Raw genomic sequence first — 15045 nt, forward strand, 5'->3', positions numbered from 1 at the left:
AGGCATTTTCTAGTACTTTTAGAGGAATAACAGCAATATTTAATGTTTTAGTACCGGCTTTAAAGTTAAACTTTCTAATATATAATTGCTTGAATGCTTAAATTGCTGAATAAAGATTGATAAGAAATTGAACAGAAGCTTGTACTTAGAAATTTCTATTCCTTAAAGATTTTTTGATACCCTGTAGAAATAAAAAATGGCAACTCATTCTCCTGATCTGCTCCCCAACCTGGTGCATCATAATCCATTCCACTCCTTCTGGATGGCTGGGTATGAATGTACCGATAAGTTAAATGCCTTTGGCCACCGTGTAGACTTTTTGCACGAGACAGGCCATTTACAGCTCATCAATCAGGATTATCAGAACCTGGCGCCTTATCATATCAAAACCGTAAGAGAAGGAATTCGCTGGAGCCAAGTGGAACAGAAACCTTACACGTACGACTGGAGTACCGTGGCCTTGATGTTAGAAAGCAGCAAAGCGCATGGCATTCAGATAAGCTGGGATATCTGCCACTTCGGGTTTGCGGATGATTTAACGCCGCTGCACCCCTTATTTGCCCAGCGCTTTGCTGCTTTATGCAAAGCATTTATCTTGTTCTACCGCTCCCATTATCCGGATGACACCCTTATTGTCACGCCCATCAATGAAGTGAGTTTTCTTTCTTGGTTGGGAGGCGATGTACGGGGAACAGCTCCTTACTGCACCCGCCAGGGTTGGGAGGTAAAGTATGGGTTGATGCGGGCTTATATTGAAGGCGTAGCGGCGATGCGGGAAGTAGACCCAACGGTGCGGATTCTTACCACCGAACCGCTCATTCAAGTGGTGGCGCCATTGCATGCCACCGAAGAAGATATAGGAGAAGCAAACCGGGTTCATGCCACCCAATACGAAGCCGTGGATATATTGTCTGGACGCCTCTGTCCGGAGTTAGGCGGCTTGCCGGAGTACCTGGATATCTTAGGCTTTAACTTTTACCACAACAACCGGTGGGTAATCGGTTTTGAGGAAAAGTTGAGTTGGATGAACTTACCACCCGACCCCCGGTGGCGTACTTTGGCCAGTTTACTAGCCGAAGCCTACGAACGTTACCAACGGCCAATGGTGTTAACCGAAACAAGTCATCCGGGAATCCACCGGCCCGAATGGATTAGCTACATTGCGCAGGAGAGCGTCAGTGCATTACAGGCTCAATTGCCTCTCTGGGGAGTTTGCTTATATCCGATTATAGACCGCCCGGACTGGGACCATTTACACCATTGGCATCAATCCGGGCTTTGGGATGCTGAGATAATACCGGGACAAATTCCGCAACGGGTACTTTACGAACCCTATGCCCAAGCTCTACAAGCAGCACAGATGCAGGTAGAAGCAGCTACCCGGGCAATGGTATAGCCGCATGCAGCGTTCAGGAAGATAAAATCATGAGTTCTGCCGGATGCTAAAAGTTACTCTTGGCTTACCGAGTAAATTAAATAACAGTTAATATATAAAGCTAAATGGTTTTAAAAGAAGGGGAATGAGGAATGTTTCTCTACTCGTATCTACAGCACTTACCATAAAGCAGCTTATCTGTCACAAACAATAAAGGCTCCTCATCATGGGGAGCCTTCATTGTTCTATAACGCCGATTATGTTCACCAGGACCGTCTGTAGAGCAAGCTAACGGTTGGGCCAAAAAACGTTTTAATGCTTTTTAGCTGTTGTTGTAGCAAGTATTGTTAATTTTTAACAGGAGCTCCAAGTAGAAAAATCTTTTTAGCTCTACCTGTAATTTTACCTTTCTCCCATTTGTAATCTTCTTCTTCATCTAAACCTTTAAGTAGGATATCTAAATCCTTCAAGGTATAGGTTCTGGCATTGGAAACAGCACCATCCCAAGCAAAGAAAATAGGAACAAGAGGAATGAGATAGGTAAATAAAATTTGCTTCCAGGTCAAGGACCTCACAAAAGGGGTAATAAGCAAAGCCATTAAAAAGTTTAATGGTAAGGCAATCCACCACAGAAGAATAGGAAAACTGTTATCACTTATTTCATAGATACAGATTGGCTGTTTCATGTCTTTAGCGTTTTTCAATATAGTCCTTGCCGTACCAGGTTTCATATGGTGAAAACTACACACCATTGTTCTAACACCTAGCAAGTCAGAAGGTATATTTGTCGCATCTATAGATGTACTTATATAGGAAATACCACCCCTAGTATCCTGATTTATGTTATTGGCTAATTCTTTATTGGGGTATAAATCCGTTAAGGTGAGGGTTAGATTCTGTATTTGGTAATCTTCTTTTAAAACCCTGGCTACTTCAATCATGGCTCCTCCGCTTCCTGAACATAAGTCTATGATGGAGGGCTTAGAAGAGTATTTAAGAGCTTTACTTACCAAATCCGCTAGCTCCTGATTGGTTCCTAATATTCTATGCATAACCACCATTAACTTGGTTAAACATATTCTAATCCAGCTAGGAAACCATCGAAAGTCTTCAAATTCAAAGAGGCCTATCCTTTTCATTCTAACGGTTGGGCTATGGTGCGTTTATGCACTATGGGTTTGGTTATGCGTAATTTTATTTATTATATTTATACAACTCACCTAAATAACAGCCTTTCATGTAGTTGTTCTACTGTACTTTCTGCTCCCAATATTCCGATTTCACAACAGACAGTTGGTTTTGGTCATTAAGCACAAAGCGCTGTAAAACGGTGGCAGTTTCATATTCAATAATGTATAAAAAGCTTTTCTCTTTATTTACCTCCTTGCGCTCAAGTAGCTTGAATACCTGTATTTTACCTAATCTTTTAAATTCTTTCTGAATGTCCTTTTGAGTGGGTTCAATCTGTTTCCACAATTCCGGTGTGAATTCTTCCTCTTTCAAATTTCCTGTTGCAGAGTTTTCAAATAGTGTTCTAAACCTTAGGTCAATAGCAGGGTCGGAATCAGTAATGGGTGGGTACCCATCATAAATAAACCGCTTCATCCCTTGCCGTAGCACCAATGGTTCCTTATTAAGCTGGTCAGGCAGGTTTGGCATGTCAAAGTAATGTCCTCCTTTCTCCAATTCACTTATCAGATTAAGCTTAATCTCCGCTTGTGTATGGCCCGGGCTTGTCAGAAAAATATCACCTGACCGTAAATCGTTAACACTGGAATATTTGGTAGCATACTGCCCTTTTTGCGCGCAGGATTGGAGAATAGAAAGGCCACTTGACAGGGAAGGTTTGGGGGTTTTAGCTAAAAGCGGAGCCAGGACTTTTTCCCCGTACCCTAAACCCCTTGATTGACTGGAACGGTCAAAATGAAGCTGACCATCTCGTGCTCCAATAATCACAGAAGCACCTGTTTTATCTGCAATCATTATCTTGGCATTGGAAAAGCTCGGCTCCTGGTATTTTCGATAAAAGGCAATGGCTTCCTCTACAGTTGTACAGCTTTCTAACATTCGTTCGCTCGGGTTATTGCCACGGGCTTTAAGCAGTTTTTTATCAGGCACATACTGTTCCTGAGGACCCGCTACCCAATCAAATGCCAAACCTGCGGTATTAAGCCCTCCCTGCGCCCAGTCGTTGTCGAATCCGACATAAGCAACTCCATAATATTCCTTTCCACCGGGTAAAAACCAAATACGCGTAGTTGGGTTAGAGAAGTCTTCATTATAAAAAAACAGCGTTGTCTTTGAATCAGTGAGAACAAAGATGGTGCAGCCATAATTAGGGTTTATGCTTATGATACTTATTACAATTGCAAATGCCCATTTTAAAACCTTCGTTTTCATAGGAATAATGTTTACTGTTAAAAATTACGTATCACGTTTTGGACAGGCTACGAACGAGGCGCAGCCGAGTATGGATCCTGTGCAGGGTTAGCACAAGTTATTTTCTCACTAAAGACATTAATATAGCAATCATAGCTAAGACTATAGCCACATAAGTCAATGTATCACACTATTTCCTTCTATTGGTTCTGATGCTTTAGCTTGGTTCCTATAGGTTGTAAGTAGTGCATACTCATTCATCCAGTTTTTTAAGTGCAAGAGTATTTGTTCACTTTCCTGTGCTACGTAATGCGCTTCACTCGCTATTGAATCAAGCTTATTATTTGGAGGAGGTGGTGGTAATATAATGAAATGGTTTTCTGGCTCTGTAAGGCTTCTGGAAATAACAACTCCACATGATGACAGCTTAGGTATTCTTCCATTTTCATCCAATCCAGTGTAGATGACCCATAACCCTTTAGATATAGTCGTTTCGTAGCAGTCATTGTAGCTATTATAGCCTATGAGTGTGTCTGACGACAACTTCCCTTTAAATAAATCCACAACCTTTATTTTATATGTGCTGCTGTCAAGGGAAAAAACTTCACCAATGAAAATCAAATCAGTCTTCTTGATTTTATCGCTTACAAGGTCTGCTTGCCATCTCTTTATGATACATTCACAACTGTAGGAACTGTGACAGAAGAGAGATAGACAAACGAGAAGTGCTAGTTTCTTCATAAATGATTATTTGGGCCAACTAAGGGCTAAACGGAAGTCTTGTTACGGTTATTTGTAGATGTCGACAGATAACCGTAACAAGACTAATGAAGATACTCAATATCTCAGTCAATATAAAACTCCCTGCAGCCGATTCCCGCACACCGCTATTGTGCCAAAAGCGGCATCCCCTCAAAGGGGCTGCAGAGGCGGTTGCGGTATAACATCTGCTAGATTCGATTTTCCACTAGCGGGCAGGAACGCTCTATCGATTATGATGCTGTTTACAGCCACAGGGCATTTTGCCTATCTGGAAGAAATGGCCTTGATGATACCTGACTTTATCCCTTTCAAAAGAGAAGCAGTCTTCCTTATCGGTTTATTCGAGATCGCAGCTGCTGTTGGGCTCTTAATCGGACGCCTACAGGCAATTCCTGCCTGGCTACTTATTGCGTTCTTTATTTTAGTTTTGCCTGCCAACATTCATGCGGCAATAACAAACATTGATTACCAGACAGGGGCGAATACAGGACCCGGCTTGGCTTACCTCTGGTTTAGGGTCCCTCAACTGGTCTTGTCTATTGTGTGGAAATACTTCTTTGGGGTAAGGTTGAATCATGCAGCAAAAACGCTAAGAAAAAGAATATCTACCAATGGCATGAGTAGCTCTAAATAGGTACTTATTCAACAGTGCTCGCTCTATCCAGAGATATAAAGACGGGTTAGTTCTACTTAAAGAAACCAAGTTGCCGCCAATTTTACCTGATACCATAAAACAATTTTTAGCTTAATTTGTAGTATAAGAAGCTGTTCAATTAATATTGGAACCTTGAAGAATCATCATACCCTAATCATGATTTCTCAAAAAACTGATGGTTTTGCAGTATGGGGCAATGGTAAATCAAAGAAGTTGAAACATGTATAAAATAAGCTTTTCCCTTCTGGTAATTGCCTTCTCTTTAACTGTTAATTCTTGTTTTGCTCAGCAAACACAAGTAACTAAGGATACATCTTCTGAAGAGAATCAACTTTTAAATTCCCTGCTTGGCACCTGGGAAATTGATTTGAGGCCTTCTCCAGAGGCAGCTTCCTATTTGAAGGAGTTCACTATATACAAGTATGAAGAAGGAATACTTTCAGTTAGTTTCTATGACACCCCTTTCAAGGACGGAAGAATCAATACTGCCTGGGGTAAAGTTCAGTTCGCGTTCACCACTGCGGATAATTCCGGTACTTACTACCACAGTGGCTATTTGGAAAACAATAAATTATTCGGAAACTCCTTTTCTCCAGCCCGGGGATTTATCATGCCTTGGTCTGGTGTCAAGAAAAAATAAATAAGTGCAGAGACTAAAGTACGATGGCCATCTGTCAACATCAGCTACATGCAAAAGTGGCCTTTGAAACACCCATAGCAAAACATCTTCAATCACCTTTTTCAATCAGAGAATACCAATCATGCACTGAGGCCTACTGCATTATCAATGTTTTACATCGAATTAACTAAAACTTCTTAAAATGAAATTATGAAAAATCTACTTCTATTACTTGCCATCGGAAGTTTGATCACTTTGACTTCCTTCACTTTTCCAGACAACAAAGATGTAACACCTAAAGCTGTGACCCGAACTACAGAAGTCATCAACGGTGATCAGGTGGAAAAAACGGTCATTCTGCTCGATGGGAACACATCCCGAGAAGATGTAATTCACGCATGCAATTTTCTGGCAGTAGAAGACGTGCAATTAACCTTTGATAAGCTTGTCATCGGGAAAAGTATGTTGGGTTTGGTTGGAAAGTCACAAATCCGGTTTGCAGAAGGTAAGATAGCATTGCCAAACGGTTCTTCAGAAAAGTTTAAAGCTGGTGGAGCAGCAAGCTTCAGGTTTATAAGAATCCAGTACTCCAAAAATACAGTGACTAATTCTTCACAAATCGACATGATTGAAAAGGTTGATTAAAGGATTGATGCCAATTACAGCTGAAATAAATAAAATCACTTTTGGGTAAAGCGTTATAGACTAAAAAGCAAAGAGAAATGAATAAAAGACTTCCCATTCTCGCAGTTCTGGTTTTCTTTTCTCATTGTTTGGTAGCCCAATCTGCTGATTTACAGAAAAGGATAAAGCAGGTCGAGCATGGGTTAATCCCCTATGTACCAGTTGAGGGGTTTGCAAGCTGGAACTTGTCTGAGAGAATGAAGTACTACCAAGTACCTGGAGTATGCATTGCCGTAATCAAAGATTTCAGGATTGACTGGGCAAAGGGATACGGGCTGGCAGATACCTTGAGCAGGAAAGCAGTTACAACAGAAACTATGTTTTCTGCCGGGTCTATCAGTAAGTTTGTGATGGCTGCCACTGCCATGCGGTTAGTACAGGAGGGGCAATTAGACCTGGACCGCCCCGTAAACAACTACCTCTCCTCCTAGAAAATACAGGACAATGAATGGACCCGGAAAACTCCTGTAACCCTACGAATGCTATTAAGCCATACAGCGGGAACAACCCAATCCTCCTACTTCGGTTTCACACCTGACAAAGCGCCTTTACCCACGGCCGTAGAAATCCTGAATGGTGCTGCAGTAGCAGAAAGCAGACCAGTCATTGTCAACAGTGAGCCAGGTAAAGAATTCCGGTACTCCGGTGGAGGCAGCATGATTGCGCAACTGGCACTGATGGACGTTTCAAAAGAAGACTTTGCAAGCCTGGTAAAACAAAGGGTGTTTGACCCCCTTGGAATGGAGCATTCTACCTTCAGGCAACCCTTGCCACAGGAGTTTTCTTCACAGGCATCTTGGGCTTACTCAGCCGCACCCTGGTTCAAGGGAATGCCATATGTTTATCCTCAGCAAGCTGCAGCGGGTTTGTACACCACACCCAGTGACCTGGCCCGATTCTTTATTGATATCCAAAACGCATACCGGGGAAGAGGAGAGATACTGCCACAGCACATTGCACAACAGATGCTAACTCCTCAGGTGTCAGTCTCAGAGGGGTTTTACAAAGAACAGATGGGCATTGGTCCATTCCTGATTCAGAGAGTGGATAACAGAGAAAAGAAAGGCATCTACTTTGAATTTACAGGTGTTAATGCAGGATTCCTGGCAAACGGAATAGCCAGCCTTACGGAAGGCTATGGCGTGGTCGTCATGCTGAACTCTGGTGATGATGTAAATGGCATAGGGAAGGAGACTATAAGAGCTGTTGCAAAAGCGTATAAGTGGCACAGATTTTTACCCGATGAAATTAAGCCATTAAAGCTGAGCGATAAAGAACTGCAGAATTATACAGGTAGATACAGGCGGGGGGGCAGACGAAGTCGTTTATATAAGAAGAGAGAAGGATTACCTGATAGAGAACGTCAACCAGGGGCATGACATTTATACTTTTCCTATCAGCGAAGATTCTGTTGTCTTCACTGATTACAATGTGAAAGGGGGTTTTGTAAAAGACAACAAGGGCAGAGCGGTTTCTCTTCAAACTATCTGGGAAGATAAAGCGATGCCAAGGATGAGGGAAGATGAGTTTACACCCATCGAACTACTGAGGGGCCAGGCGGTATGAGGAGGCGAAAGAAGGAATCCGGCAAATGAAACTGAAAGAATATCAAATCACCGTCTTGGCTTATGATTTTTTAAACAACTAGAAGAGGCCATCATTAGAAGCTGCGAAAGCAGTTTTGGAAGTGGCGCTTGAGCAGCATCCGAATGCGGCCATAGTTTTTAGCCGTAGGGGTGACTATTACCTTAAGATAAATGACAGTCCGAAGGCAATTGTCAGCTACACAAAAGCAGTTCAACTAGACCCGGCAGATAATCAGTCCAAATAAAATCTAAAACTGTCAAGGGAGTAAATCCTCTCAAGAATCATAAAGAAGCATCTTCTTTCAAAGGTCTAAGGCTATTAACGAAGCATTCTAGCTGTTTGCAGTTCTGAGAAGAACTTATTCCGACCATTAGCGGGGTGTGCCACAATATTACAAGCTTTCGTTGTTTGGCTGCTATTCCGTCCCAGTTTCCAAGAAAACGTAAGAATAAATATATCGTGGAACATGCAGCGGTACCTGCCCCTGCAGCTTGTATTGCGTCTCATTTTGCCGTCTCACAAATTAAACTCAAAATTTATTTGAAGAGATGAGTTGGTGAGACCGTTCATGATATCATGACAGTGTGTTCATAGGCTGACTGACAGGTTCACCTAAACTCAAACAGTAGGGGAGGGCACCAAAGGAAGAAGGCAAACAACAGAAGTTTTACCTCCTCCAAAATATGATAATGTGCCAAATTGAGAGGTGAAAAATTTACAGGTGGCGGTTTTAGTGTCCGAATAGTGTCCGAAGTTTATAAAAAAAAACCCCCTCAGATGCTGCTGAGGGGGTTTTTTGTAGTCCGTAGGGGAATCGAACCCCTGTTACTAGAATGAAAATCTAGCGTCCTAACCCCTAGACGAACGGACCATGTTGTTGTATTGCGAGTGCAAATATACAGGCTGCTTCATAATCTGCAAATACTTTAAGTTAAAAATTGCAATGATCTTGTTGATGTCTCTGATTCTCAGATTAAAATTTTGTGAAATAGATTATGATGGATATTCTAACCAATAACAGCCTTTTCCGTTAGAATAAGCATTCTTTAAAAAAACTCTGATAGCAAGAATGGCTAAGAATTTACAGTATGAAGGGCTTAAACCAGAAGCCTTCGATCAGTTCAGGAGCAAATTGCAGGCTTATGGCATCAACCTGAGCAACAACAGTGGCAGCTTTTCAGAAAAAGGTGTATCAGGAAAGTACAACTATAATTCTGAGACGGAAGTGCTGGAGCTAAACGATGTGAGCGTTGGTTTTCCGGCTAGTATGATGATTAACCTCGACACTTTGCAAAAAAGGCTGACTGAAACTGTTGTGCAGCATGGCGGCAGGCCCAAACAAGGTATGGTGTAGCTTTTTGCGACGGCACCCCGTATATGGGAATATTAATTTTGATAATCTAGATATATAATGGAAACTATGGAAAACAATACATCACAAAACCAGAGCGGAAGCAACTCTAACAGCGGAAGCAATTCGAACAGCAGCAATAATAACAACAACAACAACAACAACAATAGCAGCAACTCAAGCAATAAGAATACCAGCAGCAAAAAGCAGGGGCAGCAGGATGAAAGCGTTTTAACGCTTCTACAGCCCCATGATATGTCCAGAACGGTGGAGTCTGCGCTGCATGTCTTCCAGGGTAGAACTGAGAAATTGCCAGAGCTAATGCAGGATCTCGGGCAGATTATTATGAAGGCTTCCCGTAGGTTCACCACTACACAGCTGATAGTTGCCGCAGGGGCCTTAACTGTCGGTGCTGTGCTGTTATCGAAGTATGGACCTATTGCTGATGAATTCGAATAGACATCAATTGAAATAATTATTTGAAACAAGCCCCTGATGCGATTTGTATCAGGGGCTTGTTTATGAGTAGTCAGTTTCTCTGAAAGGTGGTATACACAGAACTGGAGCAAAAAATTAATTTTCAAATCTCAGCTTTTGATTCTGACGTCGAGCAAAGAGCTTTAAAGGTTTTATCTTAGCAGTTAAAAGGCGTTTCCGTCCTCTGGTCAAAAGAACAGAGATACCTAATGTGGAGCAGCAACAGCAAGCTTTAATAAGCTATAAAAAAAGGAACAAGGTTTAAATCAGTACTTTCATTACGCCGGCAAGTGTTTTTCCACATATTAAGCTTTAGTTTGAAGCAGCGCCTGGAACGTGGCACATGTTTTGAATAAGGTCTTTCTATATAGGTTTCAGCTATATTATCGTTTTAAACCGAACCTAAAGAAGAAGACTATGAAAAAAATAAATCTGATGATTCTGCTGTTGTTAATGGTTACGAAGCTGCAGGCAAACGCCCAGCAACAGCAACTCCCGCCTTTGGTAAGTGTGTCAGGAGTAGGAGAAGTACGGGTGCAGCCTACAGAAGTGGTCGTGAACCTGGGCGTTGAGACCCGTGAAAAAACATTGGATGCCGCCCGAACAGAAACAGATAAAAAGGCAGCTGCCATTATAAATTATCTGAAAAAGCAGGGTGTGGATGCGAAGGATATCCAAACTTCCTATGTCACCCTCCAGCCCATACACACCGGGGGGGAGTACGGCAGAACGACACCCGATTTCTATTTGGCACAAAAAAACATGACCGTCACGATCAAAAAGCTCAATAGCTTTGACAAGATACTCTCTGGTATATATGAGGTAGGAGCCAACCATGTTCACGGCGTTAATTTTCAGGTGACAGACCTGGAGAAATTTAAGGCAGAGGCACGCAAAAAAGCTGTAGTTGATGCGAAACAGAAAGCAGTTGCACTTACCTCAGAACTTGGTGCAAAAGTGGGGCGGGTATACGCCATTGATGAAGGAGGAAGCAGCGGTGGACCGAGACCCATGTACAAAACTGCCATGATGGAGCAGTCAGCAGCTTACGATGCTGCCGGAGGACCTTCTATTGCTGGCGGAGAGGTAGTAGTGATGGCAAATGTTGATGTAAGCTTTATTATAGAGTAAGGCTATTTTATATAAGCTGTTAGGAAGTATAGGTCCGGAGGAAGCCCTGAAGTAGCCTCGTCTGACCTGTTTTTATGCATTTGCTGTTCAATACCAAGAGTATAAAAAGAGCGTGCGGAGTCAGTTGTTGTCTCCGCACGCTCTTTTATGGCTATTGTTTTTGGTAATGCGGCACTTCTTTGAAGTTGTTTTCATCGTCTAGCAGAAAACTAAGAGGCTGCCCGGGGTTTTTTAGTATTTCCTGCTCCCGTACATCCCATGGTTTCAGCATCTCCTCAAGCATGTGTGCGTAGGCCACCATTTCCCACGGGTTAAAAATTTCATTCGTGATGTCATCTATAAGGGTGTCCAATACCAGGTGATCATCCTCCGGCTTGACAGGACGAATAAAATACTCCGGCACGACACTGAAAATATAGGCAGCGTAAAACACTCTGGCTTTAAATTCTGCTACCTGTATAGGGTGCAGTTGCTTGCCCTGCGTTAGCTGGTATAGCTTTCCCATCGCGGATCGAATGATGCCATTGTCCAGGAGTTTACAGACAATGACCACCGAACCAAGTTTTATGCTGAAGCACATGGTCGTCAGTTCATCCTGGTACTCAAACGGCAAACTGTCTTCTGAAGGATTTACCTCTAGCAGGAACAGCGTACAAGGCAAAAAGTCAGAGAATACCATGGGTACACGTAAGGACTGGAGCACCTGAAAGAAAGTCCGGAACTTGCCCAGCATCTTCGGGTCTTCACTAACAGCATACTCAGGCATAATGAGCGGGCTTGCCTCTTTTATCAGTTCCGTAATCAGGGTGCCATAATACATCTTGCCAATCCACTGAAAAAGCTCCTGGTCTTCCAGCGCTCTTAGTCCCTCGATACCCTTTGCTGCTGCATACTCAACTTTCGCTTCAAGTGGCAGGAGGTAGTGCGTATGGCAGCGGTCGCAGCAGGGGATGGTTAGTTTATCAAAAGTTGTTACACTCTTATCCAGTAACAGGAGTTCTTTGTTTCGCAGCCCATACTGCTCCTGAAGCCACTCAGCGAAAACAGGAGCACGGTGTTCAGGGGTGATGATAGTGCCGCACAGAAAGCAGTTTGTATCACTAAACTGCATCTTTTCAAACGGGTCGTATAGGTTCAGGTCGATCATGCTGTTGTGTCTGTTAAAGGGACAAAGATACGGATAGGAGCGGCGAGTTCCGAATATATGCCTCCGATTGTCTGCAGTAGAACTATTATGTAAAGTATATGCTTGTAAATCAGTTTTGCTTTTGCTTTGATGCAGAAAGCTGAATTAGCAGAAAAATTACTTGTAGGAAGTGAATATATGGATACCTGCTCCAAACTTGCATCATAAGCAGAATGAAGTAGGAGGAGGTGGCTGAGCTGTAAGCGGCCTCACACCGCATAGCGTTTCAAAGGGATAAAATATGGTAATGAAAAAGGAGGGAGGAAAAAAAACAGCAAGCCTGTAAGCCGGGTTCTGTTCCTGACGAATCAGGATCTTATCATTTATCTAGGCCTGCCCTCACGCACAGGCTCCATCGACCTACCCACTGACATCGGACGAGCAGCCCTTAGCCCCGCCGAAGCAGGGCACTGTCAGCCTATTTGGACTTTCAACTCCTAAGGTTTACCCAGCCGGACTGATCACCCAGCCGCTGGTGCGCTCTTACCGCACCTTTTCACCCTTACCAGCACAAGGCTGGCGGTAATTTTCTGTGGCACTGGCTGTATCCCGATTGCTCAGGACCCTTCCCGTTAGGAAGTAGGATGCTCTATGTTGCCCGGACTTTCCTCTCTCCCCGAAAGGACAGCGATAAGACGGCTTGCTGTTAGTTTTTTGTACTGCAAAGGTAACACATTTTAAAGTTAAAAAGTTTGGATGTTAAAAAGTGAGAAAAGCATTATTCTTCTCCTGCCGACAGCAATACACCTCACTCTCTCTAACTCTCTAACTCTCTAACTCTCTAGTTTTACTTCAACTTTACCAAAGTGGCACCATAGCCAAACTTCTCTTTTCGGGCATCCTCAAAAAACTTAATGCCGGGGGTACGGCTGAGTATTTTCTGAAGCTCTTTTCGGAGCACGCCGTTTCCGGCGCCATGTATAAATACAATCTCATGCATGTTGGCGGCTAAGGCTCTGTCCAGGCTATCCTGGAAGTGCTCTAACTGAAGCTTCAGCATGGCGCTGTTGCTCATGCCAATGTGGTCCTCTACAAGCTTCTCAATATGCAGGTCTACCTCATGGTCTGGTGCCTGCAGCTTAAAGTTTTCGTGCTTCGCGGTTGCATCTATCAACTGCTCTGTAATTTTATCAGTGTCCACGGCAACAGGTTTTTGGTCGAGCTGAAATAGGTAAGCTTCCTTATTCAGCACAGGAGCTGTTTTCTTACTTTTGTAAAAAGAGCTGGCACTGAATTTTACCCTTTTCGTGACAGGCTCATACACGGTCGGGCTGCCGTTCCGGTGCTGTATGAACTGCACCAGCAGGCTTGGCCATTTTTCAAAATCCTTCAGGTGGTAGTGTGTGATAATCTTTGTCGATTTAGGTGCCAGTTTATCATTCTGCAGGCCGCGGTATTTATTCTCACGGTCTTCGCCGGAAGTAAACAACAAATCGTGGTCAGAGTTGTTAATAATGGTTACAGCCAATAACTCTTCTGACTGGTGCACTAACGCAAGGTATATGCCTTGTGCTGCCAGCACAGGTGCCGAGGTCTCTCTTTTAGCAACTGGTTTAATTTCCGGATCGTTTTTAAGATACGTTGCCTCTTCTTTTGCAATCACCACCACTTCGCGCCGTGCAACAGGTATGGTGAAGTCATTGTCGATGGCCACTTCTACTATGTTGTTATCTAATATGCGGGTAATAATGCCTTCCTCACGGCCAGACATCAACCGCACGCGGTCTCCTACGTTCATGTTTTGGTTCTTCTTTATCTATATTAATTTGTCGGCTATGGCGCTCAAGGCACTGCAGTAGCGACCAAGGTACTATGACAAAGGTACGTATTTATCACATCCTATGTGGCGTGTTCCTGGAATGGCAAAAAAGACCTGATGCTCAAGTAGCAGCTGAGGCGGACAATTAGAAATAAAGGGCATGTAATCTTAAACCGTTCTTCCGGTTATACTCCAATGCAGGAGCAGGTATTTTAACTATACTTAGGACATAAAGGGCAGTGTTCAAAAACTTGCTGCGGCCTTTGAAGTGCATGAGGTTCAGGTCAGGGCTGATGTAGTACTGCCGGTAAGATGAAAAGCCATTTGCCCTGTTTGTTTCTTCGGGATTGTAAACTACTTCTTCGGCTCCGTATCCTACGGCTATGTTCAGCCACCGGGGATATTTTATTTCCTGCTTCAGGAAAGCCCCCACATCCACAGAAAGCCAGTATGTTTGGCCGTTATAGTCTTTCAGGGCCTGTTCTGCCAGGTTGTCTCCTAATACACCAGGACGCACTGCAGCAAAACGGGTGGTACGGAAGGAATATTTGGGCATCAGGCGGACTTCGTTCCAGGCCAGTTCCTGCGCCACCACCGCGGCAGAACCTGCGGTGTTGGCAATCAGATCACCCGCCGAAGCCCCATAGCCGGGTTGGTATCCGTCAAAAACTTCGATGGGTGTTTGCAGCATCATACCTGTTAACCCCCCTAAAAGAATAGCTTTGTTCTCCGCCATGCCCGCCCAACGGAGCATGTCTATGCCTGACCGGCTTTCGTGAAAAGCGCCCCAGAAATGACCTGCCTTGTCTACCTGCTTCCACTGGCTGTTGTCGTTAAAGAAATGAAAGTCGGTTCTGTTTTCAGAATACCAGGATTTGTTAAGCGACACCAGCATGGCCGTATACCCCGCGGTAAAGGCTGTGCCCATCACAACAAGCCGGGGAACGTTCACTGTGCTTGTGTCTGATTTTACCTGAGCTACAGAGATACTTTGCCTGCCTAGTAACAGGAGAAGGAGTAGGAGGGCTGTCAGTGGTTTCTGGTGCATCAGCCCAAAGATACAGAAAGGATGCTGTTAAG

14 protein-coding genes, 1 tRNA gene, 1 other RNA gene and 1 pseudogene are annotated in these 15045 nt (G+C 43.6%); 9 read left to right on the forward strand and 8 right to left on the reverse strand.

The features are described from left to right. The first annotated feature begins 196 nt into the window (after positions 1-196). Positions 197-1396, forward strand: coding sequence for an amine oxidase (locus ACFS7Z_RS00165; RefSeq protein WP_377479043.1), 1200 nt, complete (start codon positions 197-199; stop codon positions 1394-1396). Positions 1397-1722: 326 nt separating this feature from the next. Here ACFS7Z_RS00165 and ACFS7Z_RS00170 read toward each other — a convergent pair whose 3' ends face one another. From ACFS7Z_RS00170 to ACFS7Z_RS00180, 3 genes are all read right to left on the reverse strand, one after another. Next, entirely contained in the window at positions 1723-2427 is a 705-nt protein-coding gene (locus ACFS7Z_RS00170) for a hypothetical protein (RefSeq protein WP_377479045.1), read from the reverse strand. 196 nt (positions 2428-2623) lie between these two features. Then, the gene (locus ACFS7Z_RS00175; protein WP_377479048.1) at positions 2624-3775 is read right to left on the reverse strand and encodes a hypothetical protein; all 1152 of its coding nucleotides are present in this window, start codon (positions 3773-3775) and stop codon (positions 2624-2626) included. 156 nt (positions 3776-3931) lie between these two features. Beyond that, the gene (locus tag ACFS7Z_RS00180; RefSeq protein ID WP_377479051.1) at positions 3932-4495 is read right to left on the reverse strand and encodes a hypothetical protein; all 564 of its coding nucleotides are present in this window, start codon (positions 4493-4495) and stop codon (positions 3932-3934) included. Between the two features lie 253 nt (positions 4496-4748). Here ACFS7Z_RS00180 and ACFS7Z_RS00185 point away from each other — a divergent pair, with 253 nt between their 5' ends. The 5 genes and pseudogenes from ACFS7Z_RS00185 to ACFS7Z_RS00205 all read left to right on the forward strand — a co-directional run bounded on the left by ACFS7Z_RS00185 (position 4749) and on the right by ACFS7Z_RS00205 (position 8040). After that, positions 4749-5150 (forward strand): DoxX family protein, encoded by a 402-nt coding sequence (locus ACFS7Z_RS00185; protein ID WP_377479054.1) that lies wholly within the window; start codon positions 4749-4751, stop codon positions 5148-5150. 241 nt (positions 5151-5391) lie between these two features. Then, on the forward strand, positions 5392-5811 hold the full coding sequence (locus ACFS7Z_RS00190) for a hypothetical protein (RefSeq protein ID WP_377479058.1): 420 nt from the start codon (positions 5392-5394) through the stop codon (positions 5809-5811). A gap of 189 nt (positions 5812-6000) precedes the next feature. Then, positions 6001-6435, forward strand: coding sequence for a hypothetical protein (locus ACFS7Z_RS00195; RefSeq protein ID WP_377479062.1), 435 nt, complete (start codon positions 6001-6003; stop codon positions 6433-6435). Between the two features lie 236 nt (positions 6436-6671). Then, positions 6672-7853, forward strand: a pseudogene (locus ACFS7Z_RS00200) (serine hydrolase domain-containing protein). A gap of 52 nt (positions 7854-7905) precedes the next feature. Then, positions 7906-8040: a hypothetical protein gene (locus tag ACFS7Z_RS00205; protein ID WP_377479065.1), complete on the forward strand. Its 135-nt coding sequence runs from the start codon at positions 7906-7908 to the stop codon at positions 8038-8040. Positions 8041-8860: 820 nt separating this feature from the next. Here the strand turns inward: ACFS7Z_RS00205 and ACFS7Z_RS00210 are convergent. Continuing rightward, positions 8861-8932: transfer RNA gene (locus tag ACFS7Z_RS00210), tRNA-Glu, on the reverse strand. A gap of 198 nt (positions 8933-9130) precedes the next feature. On the opposite strand from ACFS7Z_RS00210, the gene ACFS7Z_RS00215 reads away from it, so the two are divergent. From ACFS7Z_RS00215 to ACFS7Z_RS00225, 3 genes are all read left to right on the forward strand, one after another. Next, on the forward strand, positions 9131-9415 hold the full coding sequence (locus tag ACFS7Z_RS00215) for a hypothetical protein (RefSeq protein WP_377479068.1): 285 nt from the start codon (positions 9131-9133) through the stop codon (positions 9413-9415). A 66-nt stretch (positions 9416-9481) separates the two neighbouring features. After that, complete coding sequence (locus ACFS7Z_RS00220; protein WP_377479071.1) at positions 9482-9871, forward strand: hypothetical protein; 390 nt, start codon at positions 9482-9484, stop codon at positions 9869-9871. 435 nt (positions 9872-10306) lie between these two features. Further along, positions 10307-11020, forward strand: coding sequence for an SIMPL domain-containing protein (locus tag ACFS7Z_RS00225; protein WP_377479073.1), 714 nt, complete (start codon positions 10307-10309; stop codon positions 11018-11020). 151 nt (positions 11021-11171) lie between these two features. Here ACFS7Z_RS00225 and ACFS7Z_RS00230 read toward each other — a convergent pair whose 3' ends face one another. The 4 genes from ACFS7Z_RS00230 to ACFS7Z_RS00245 all read right to left on the reverse strand — a co-directional run bounded on the left by ACFS7Z_RS00230 (position 11172) and on the right by ACFS7Z_RS00245 (position 15013). Continuing rightward, the gene (locus ACFS7Z_RS00230; RefSeq protein WP_377479077.1) at positions 11172-12167 is read right to left on the reverse strand and encodes a hypothetical protein; all 996 of its coding nucleotides are present in this window, start codon (positions 12165-12167) and stop codon (positions 11172-11174) included. Positions 12168-12473: 306 nt separating this feature from the next. Then, an RNA gene (rnpB, locus tag ACFS7Z_RS00235) (RNase P RNA component class A) lies at positions 12474-12853 on the reverse strand. 140 nt (positions 12854-12993) lie between these two features. After that, complete coding sequence (locus ACFS7Z_RS00240; protein ID WP_377479080.1) at positions 12994-13944, reverse strand: Smr/MutS family protein; 951 nt, start codon at positions 13942-13944, stop codon at positions 12994-12996. A 166-nt stretch (positions 13945-14110) separates the two neighbouring features. Next, positions 14111-15013 carry a DUF2279 domain-containing protein gene (locus ACFS7Z_RS00245; RefSeq protein WP_377479082.1) on the reverse strand — a complete coding sequence of 301 codons (903 nt, stop codon included), beginning with the start codon at positions 15011-15013 and terminating at the stop codon, positions 14111-14113. Positions 15014-15045: the final 32 nt, after the last annotated feature.

It is taken from the genome of Pontibacter toksunensis, assembly GCF_042686245.1.
GTDB classification, from domain to species: Bacteria; Bacteroidota; Bacteroidia; order Cytophagales; family Hymenobacteraceae; genus Pontibacter; species Pontibacter toksunensis.

Excerpts from the sequence above, each read along its gene's own strand:
- ACFS7Z_RS00165 (WP_377479043.1), top strand. The coding sequence starts at position 197 with ATGGCAACTCATTCTCCTGATCTGCTCCCCAACCTGGTGCATCATAAT.
- ACFS7Z_RS00170 (WP_377479045.1), bottom strand. The coding sequence starts at position 2,427 with ATGCATAGAATATTAGGAACCAATCAGGAGCTAGCGGATTTGGTAAGT.
- ACFS7Z_RS00175 (WP_377479048.1), bottom strand. The coding sequence starts at position 3,775 with ATGAAAACGAAGGTTTTAAAATGGGCATTTGCAATTGTAATAAGTATC.
- ACFS7Z_RS00180 (WP_377479051.1), bottom strand. The coding sequence starts at position 4,495 with ATGAAGAAACTAGCACTTCTCGTTTGTCTATCTCTCTTCTGTCACAGT.
- ACFS7Z_RS00185 (WP_377479054.1), top strand. The coding sequence starts at position 4,749 with ATGATGCTGTTTACAGCCACAGGGCATTTTGCCTATCTGGAAGAAATG.
- ACFS7Z_RS00190 (WP_377479058.1), top strand. The coding sequence starts at position 5,392 with ATGTATAAAATAAGCTTTTCCCTTCTGGTAATTGCCTTCTCTTTAACT.
- ACFS7Z_RS00195 (WP_377479062.1), top strand. The coding sequence starts at position 6,001 with ATGAAAAATCTACTTCTATTACTTGCCATCGGAAGTTTGATCACTTTG.
- ACFS7Z_RS00215 (WP_377479068.1), top strand. The coding sequence starts at position 9,131 with ATGGCTAAGAATTTACAGTATGAAGGGCTTAAACCAGAAGCCTTCGAT.
- ACFS7Z_RS00220 (WP_377479071.1), top strand. The coding sequence starts at position 9,482 with ATGGAAAACAATACATCACAAAACCAGAGCGGAAGCAACTCTAACAGC.
- ACFS7Z_RS00225 (WP_377479073.1), top strand. The coding sequence starts at position 10,307 with ATGAAAAAAATAAATCTGATGATTCTGCTGTTGTTAATGGTTACGAAG.
- ACFS7Z_RS00230 (WP_377479077.1), bottom strand. The coding sequence starts at position 12,167 with ATGATCGACCTGAACCTATACGACCCGTTTGAAAAGATGCAGTTTAGT.
- ACFS7Z_RS00240 (WP_377479080.1), bottom strand. The coding sequence starts at position 13,944 with ATGAACGTAGGAGACCGCGTGCGGTTGATGTCTGGCCGTGAGGAAGGC.
- ACFS7Z_RS00245 (WP_377479082.1), bottom strand. The coding sequence starts at position 15,013 with ATGCACCAGAAACCACTGACAGCCCTCCTACTCCTTCTCCTGTTACTA.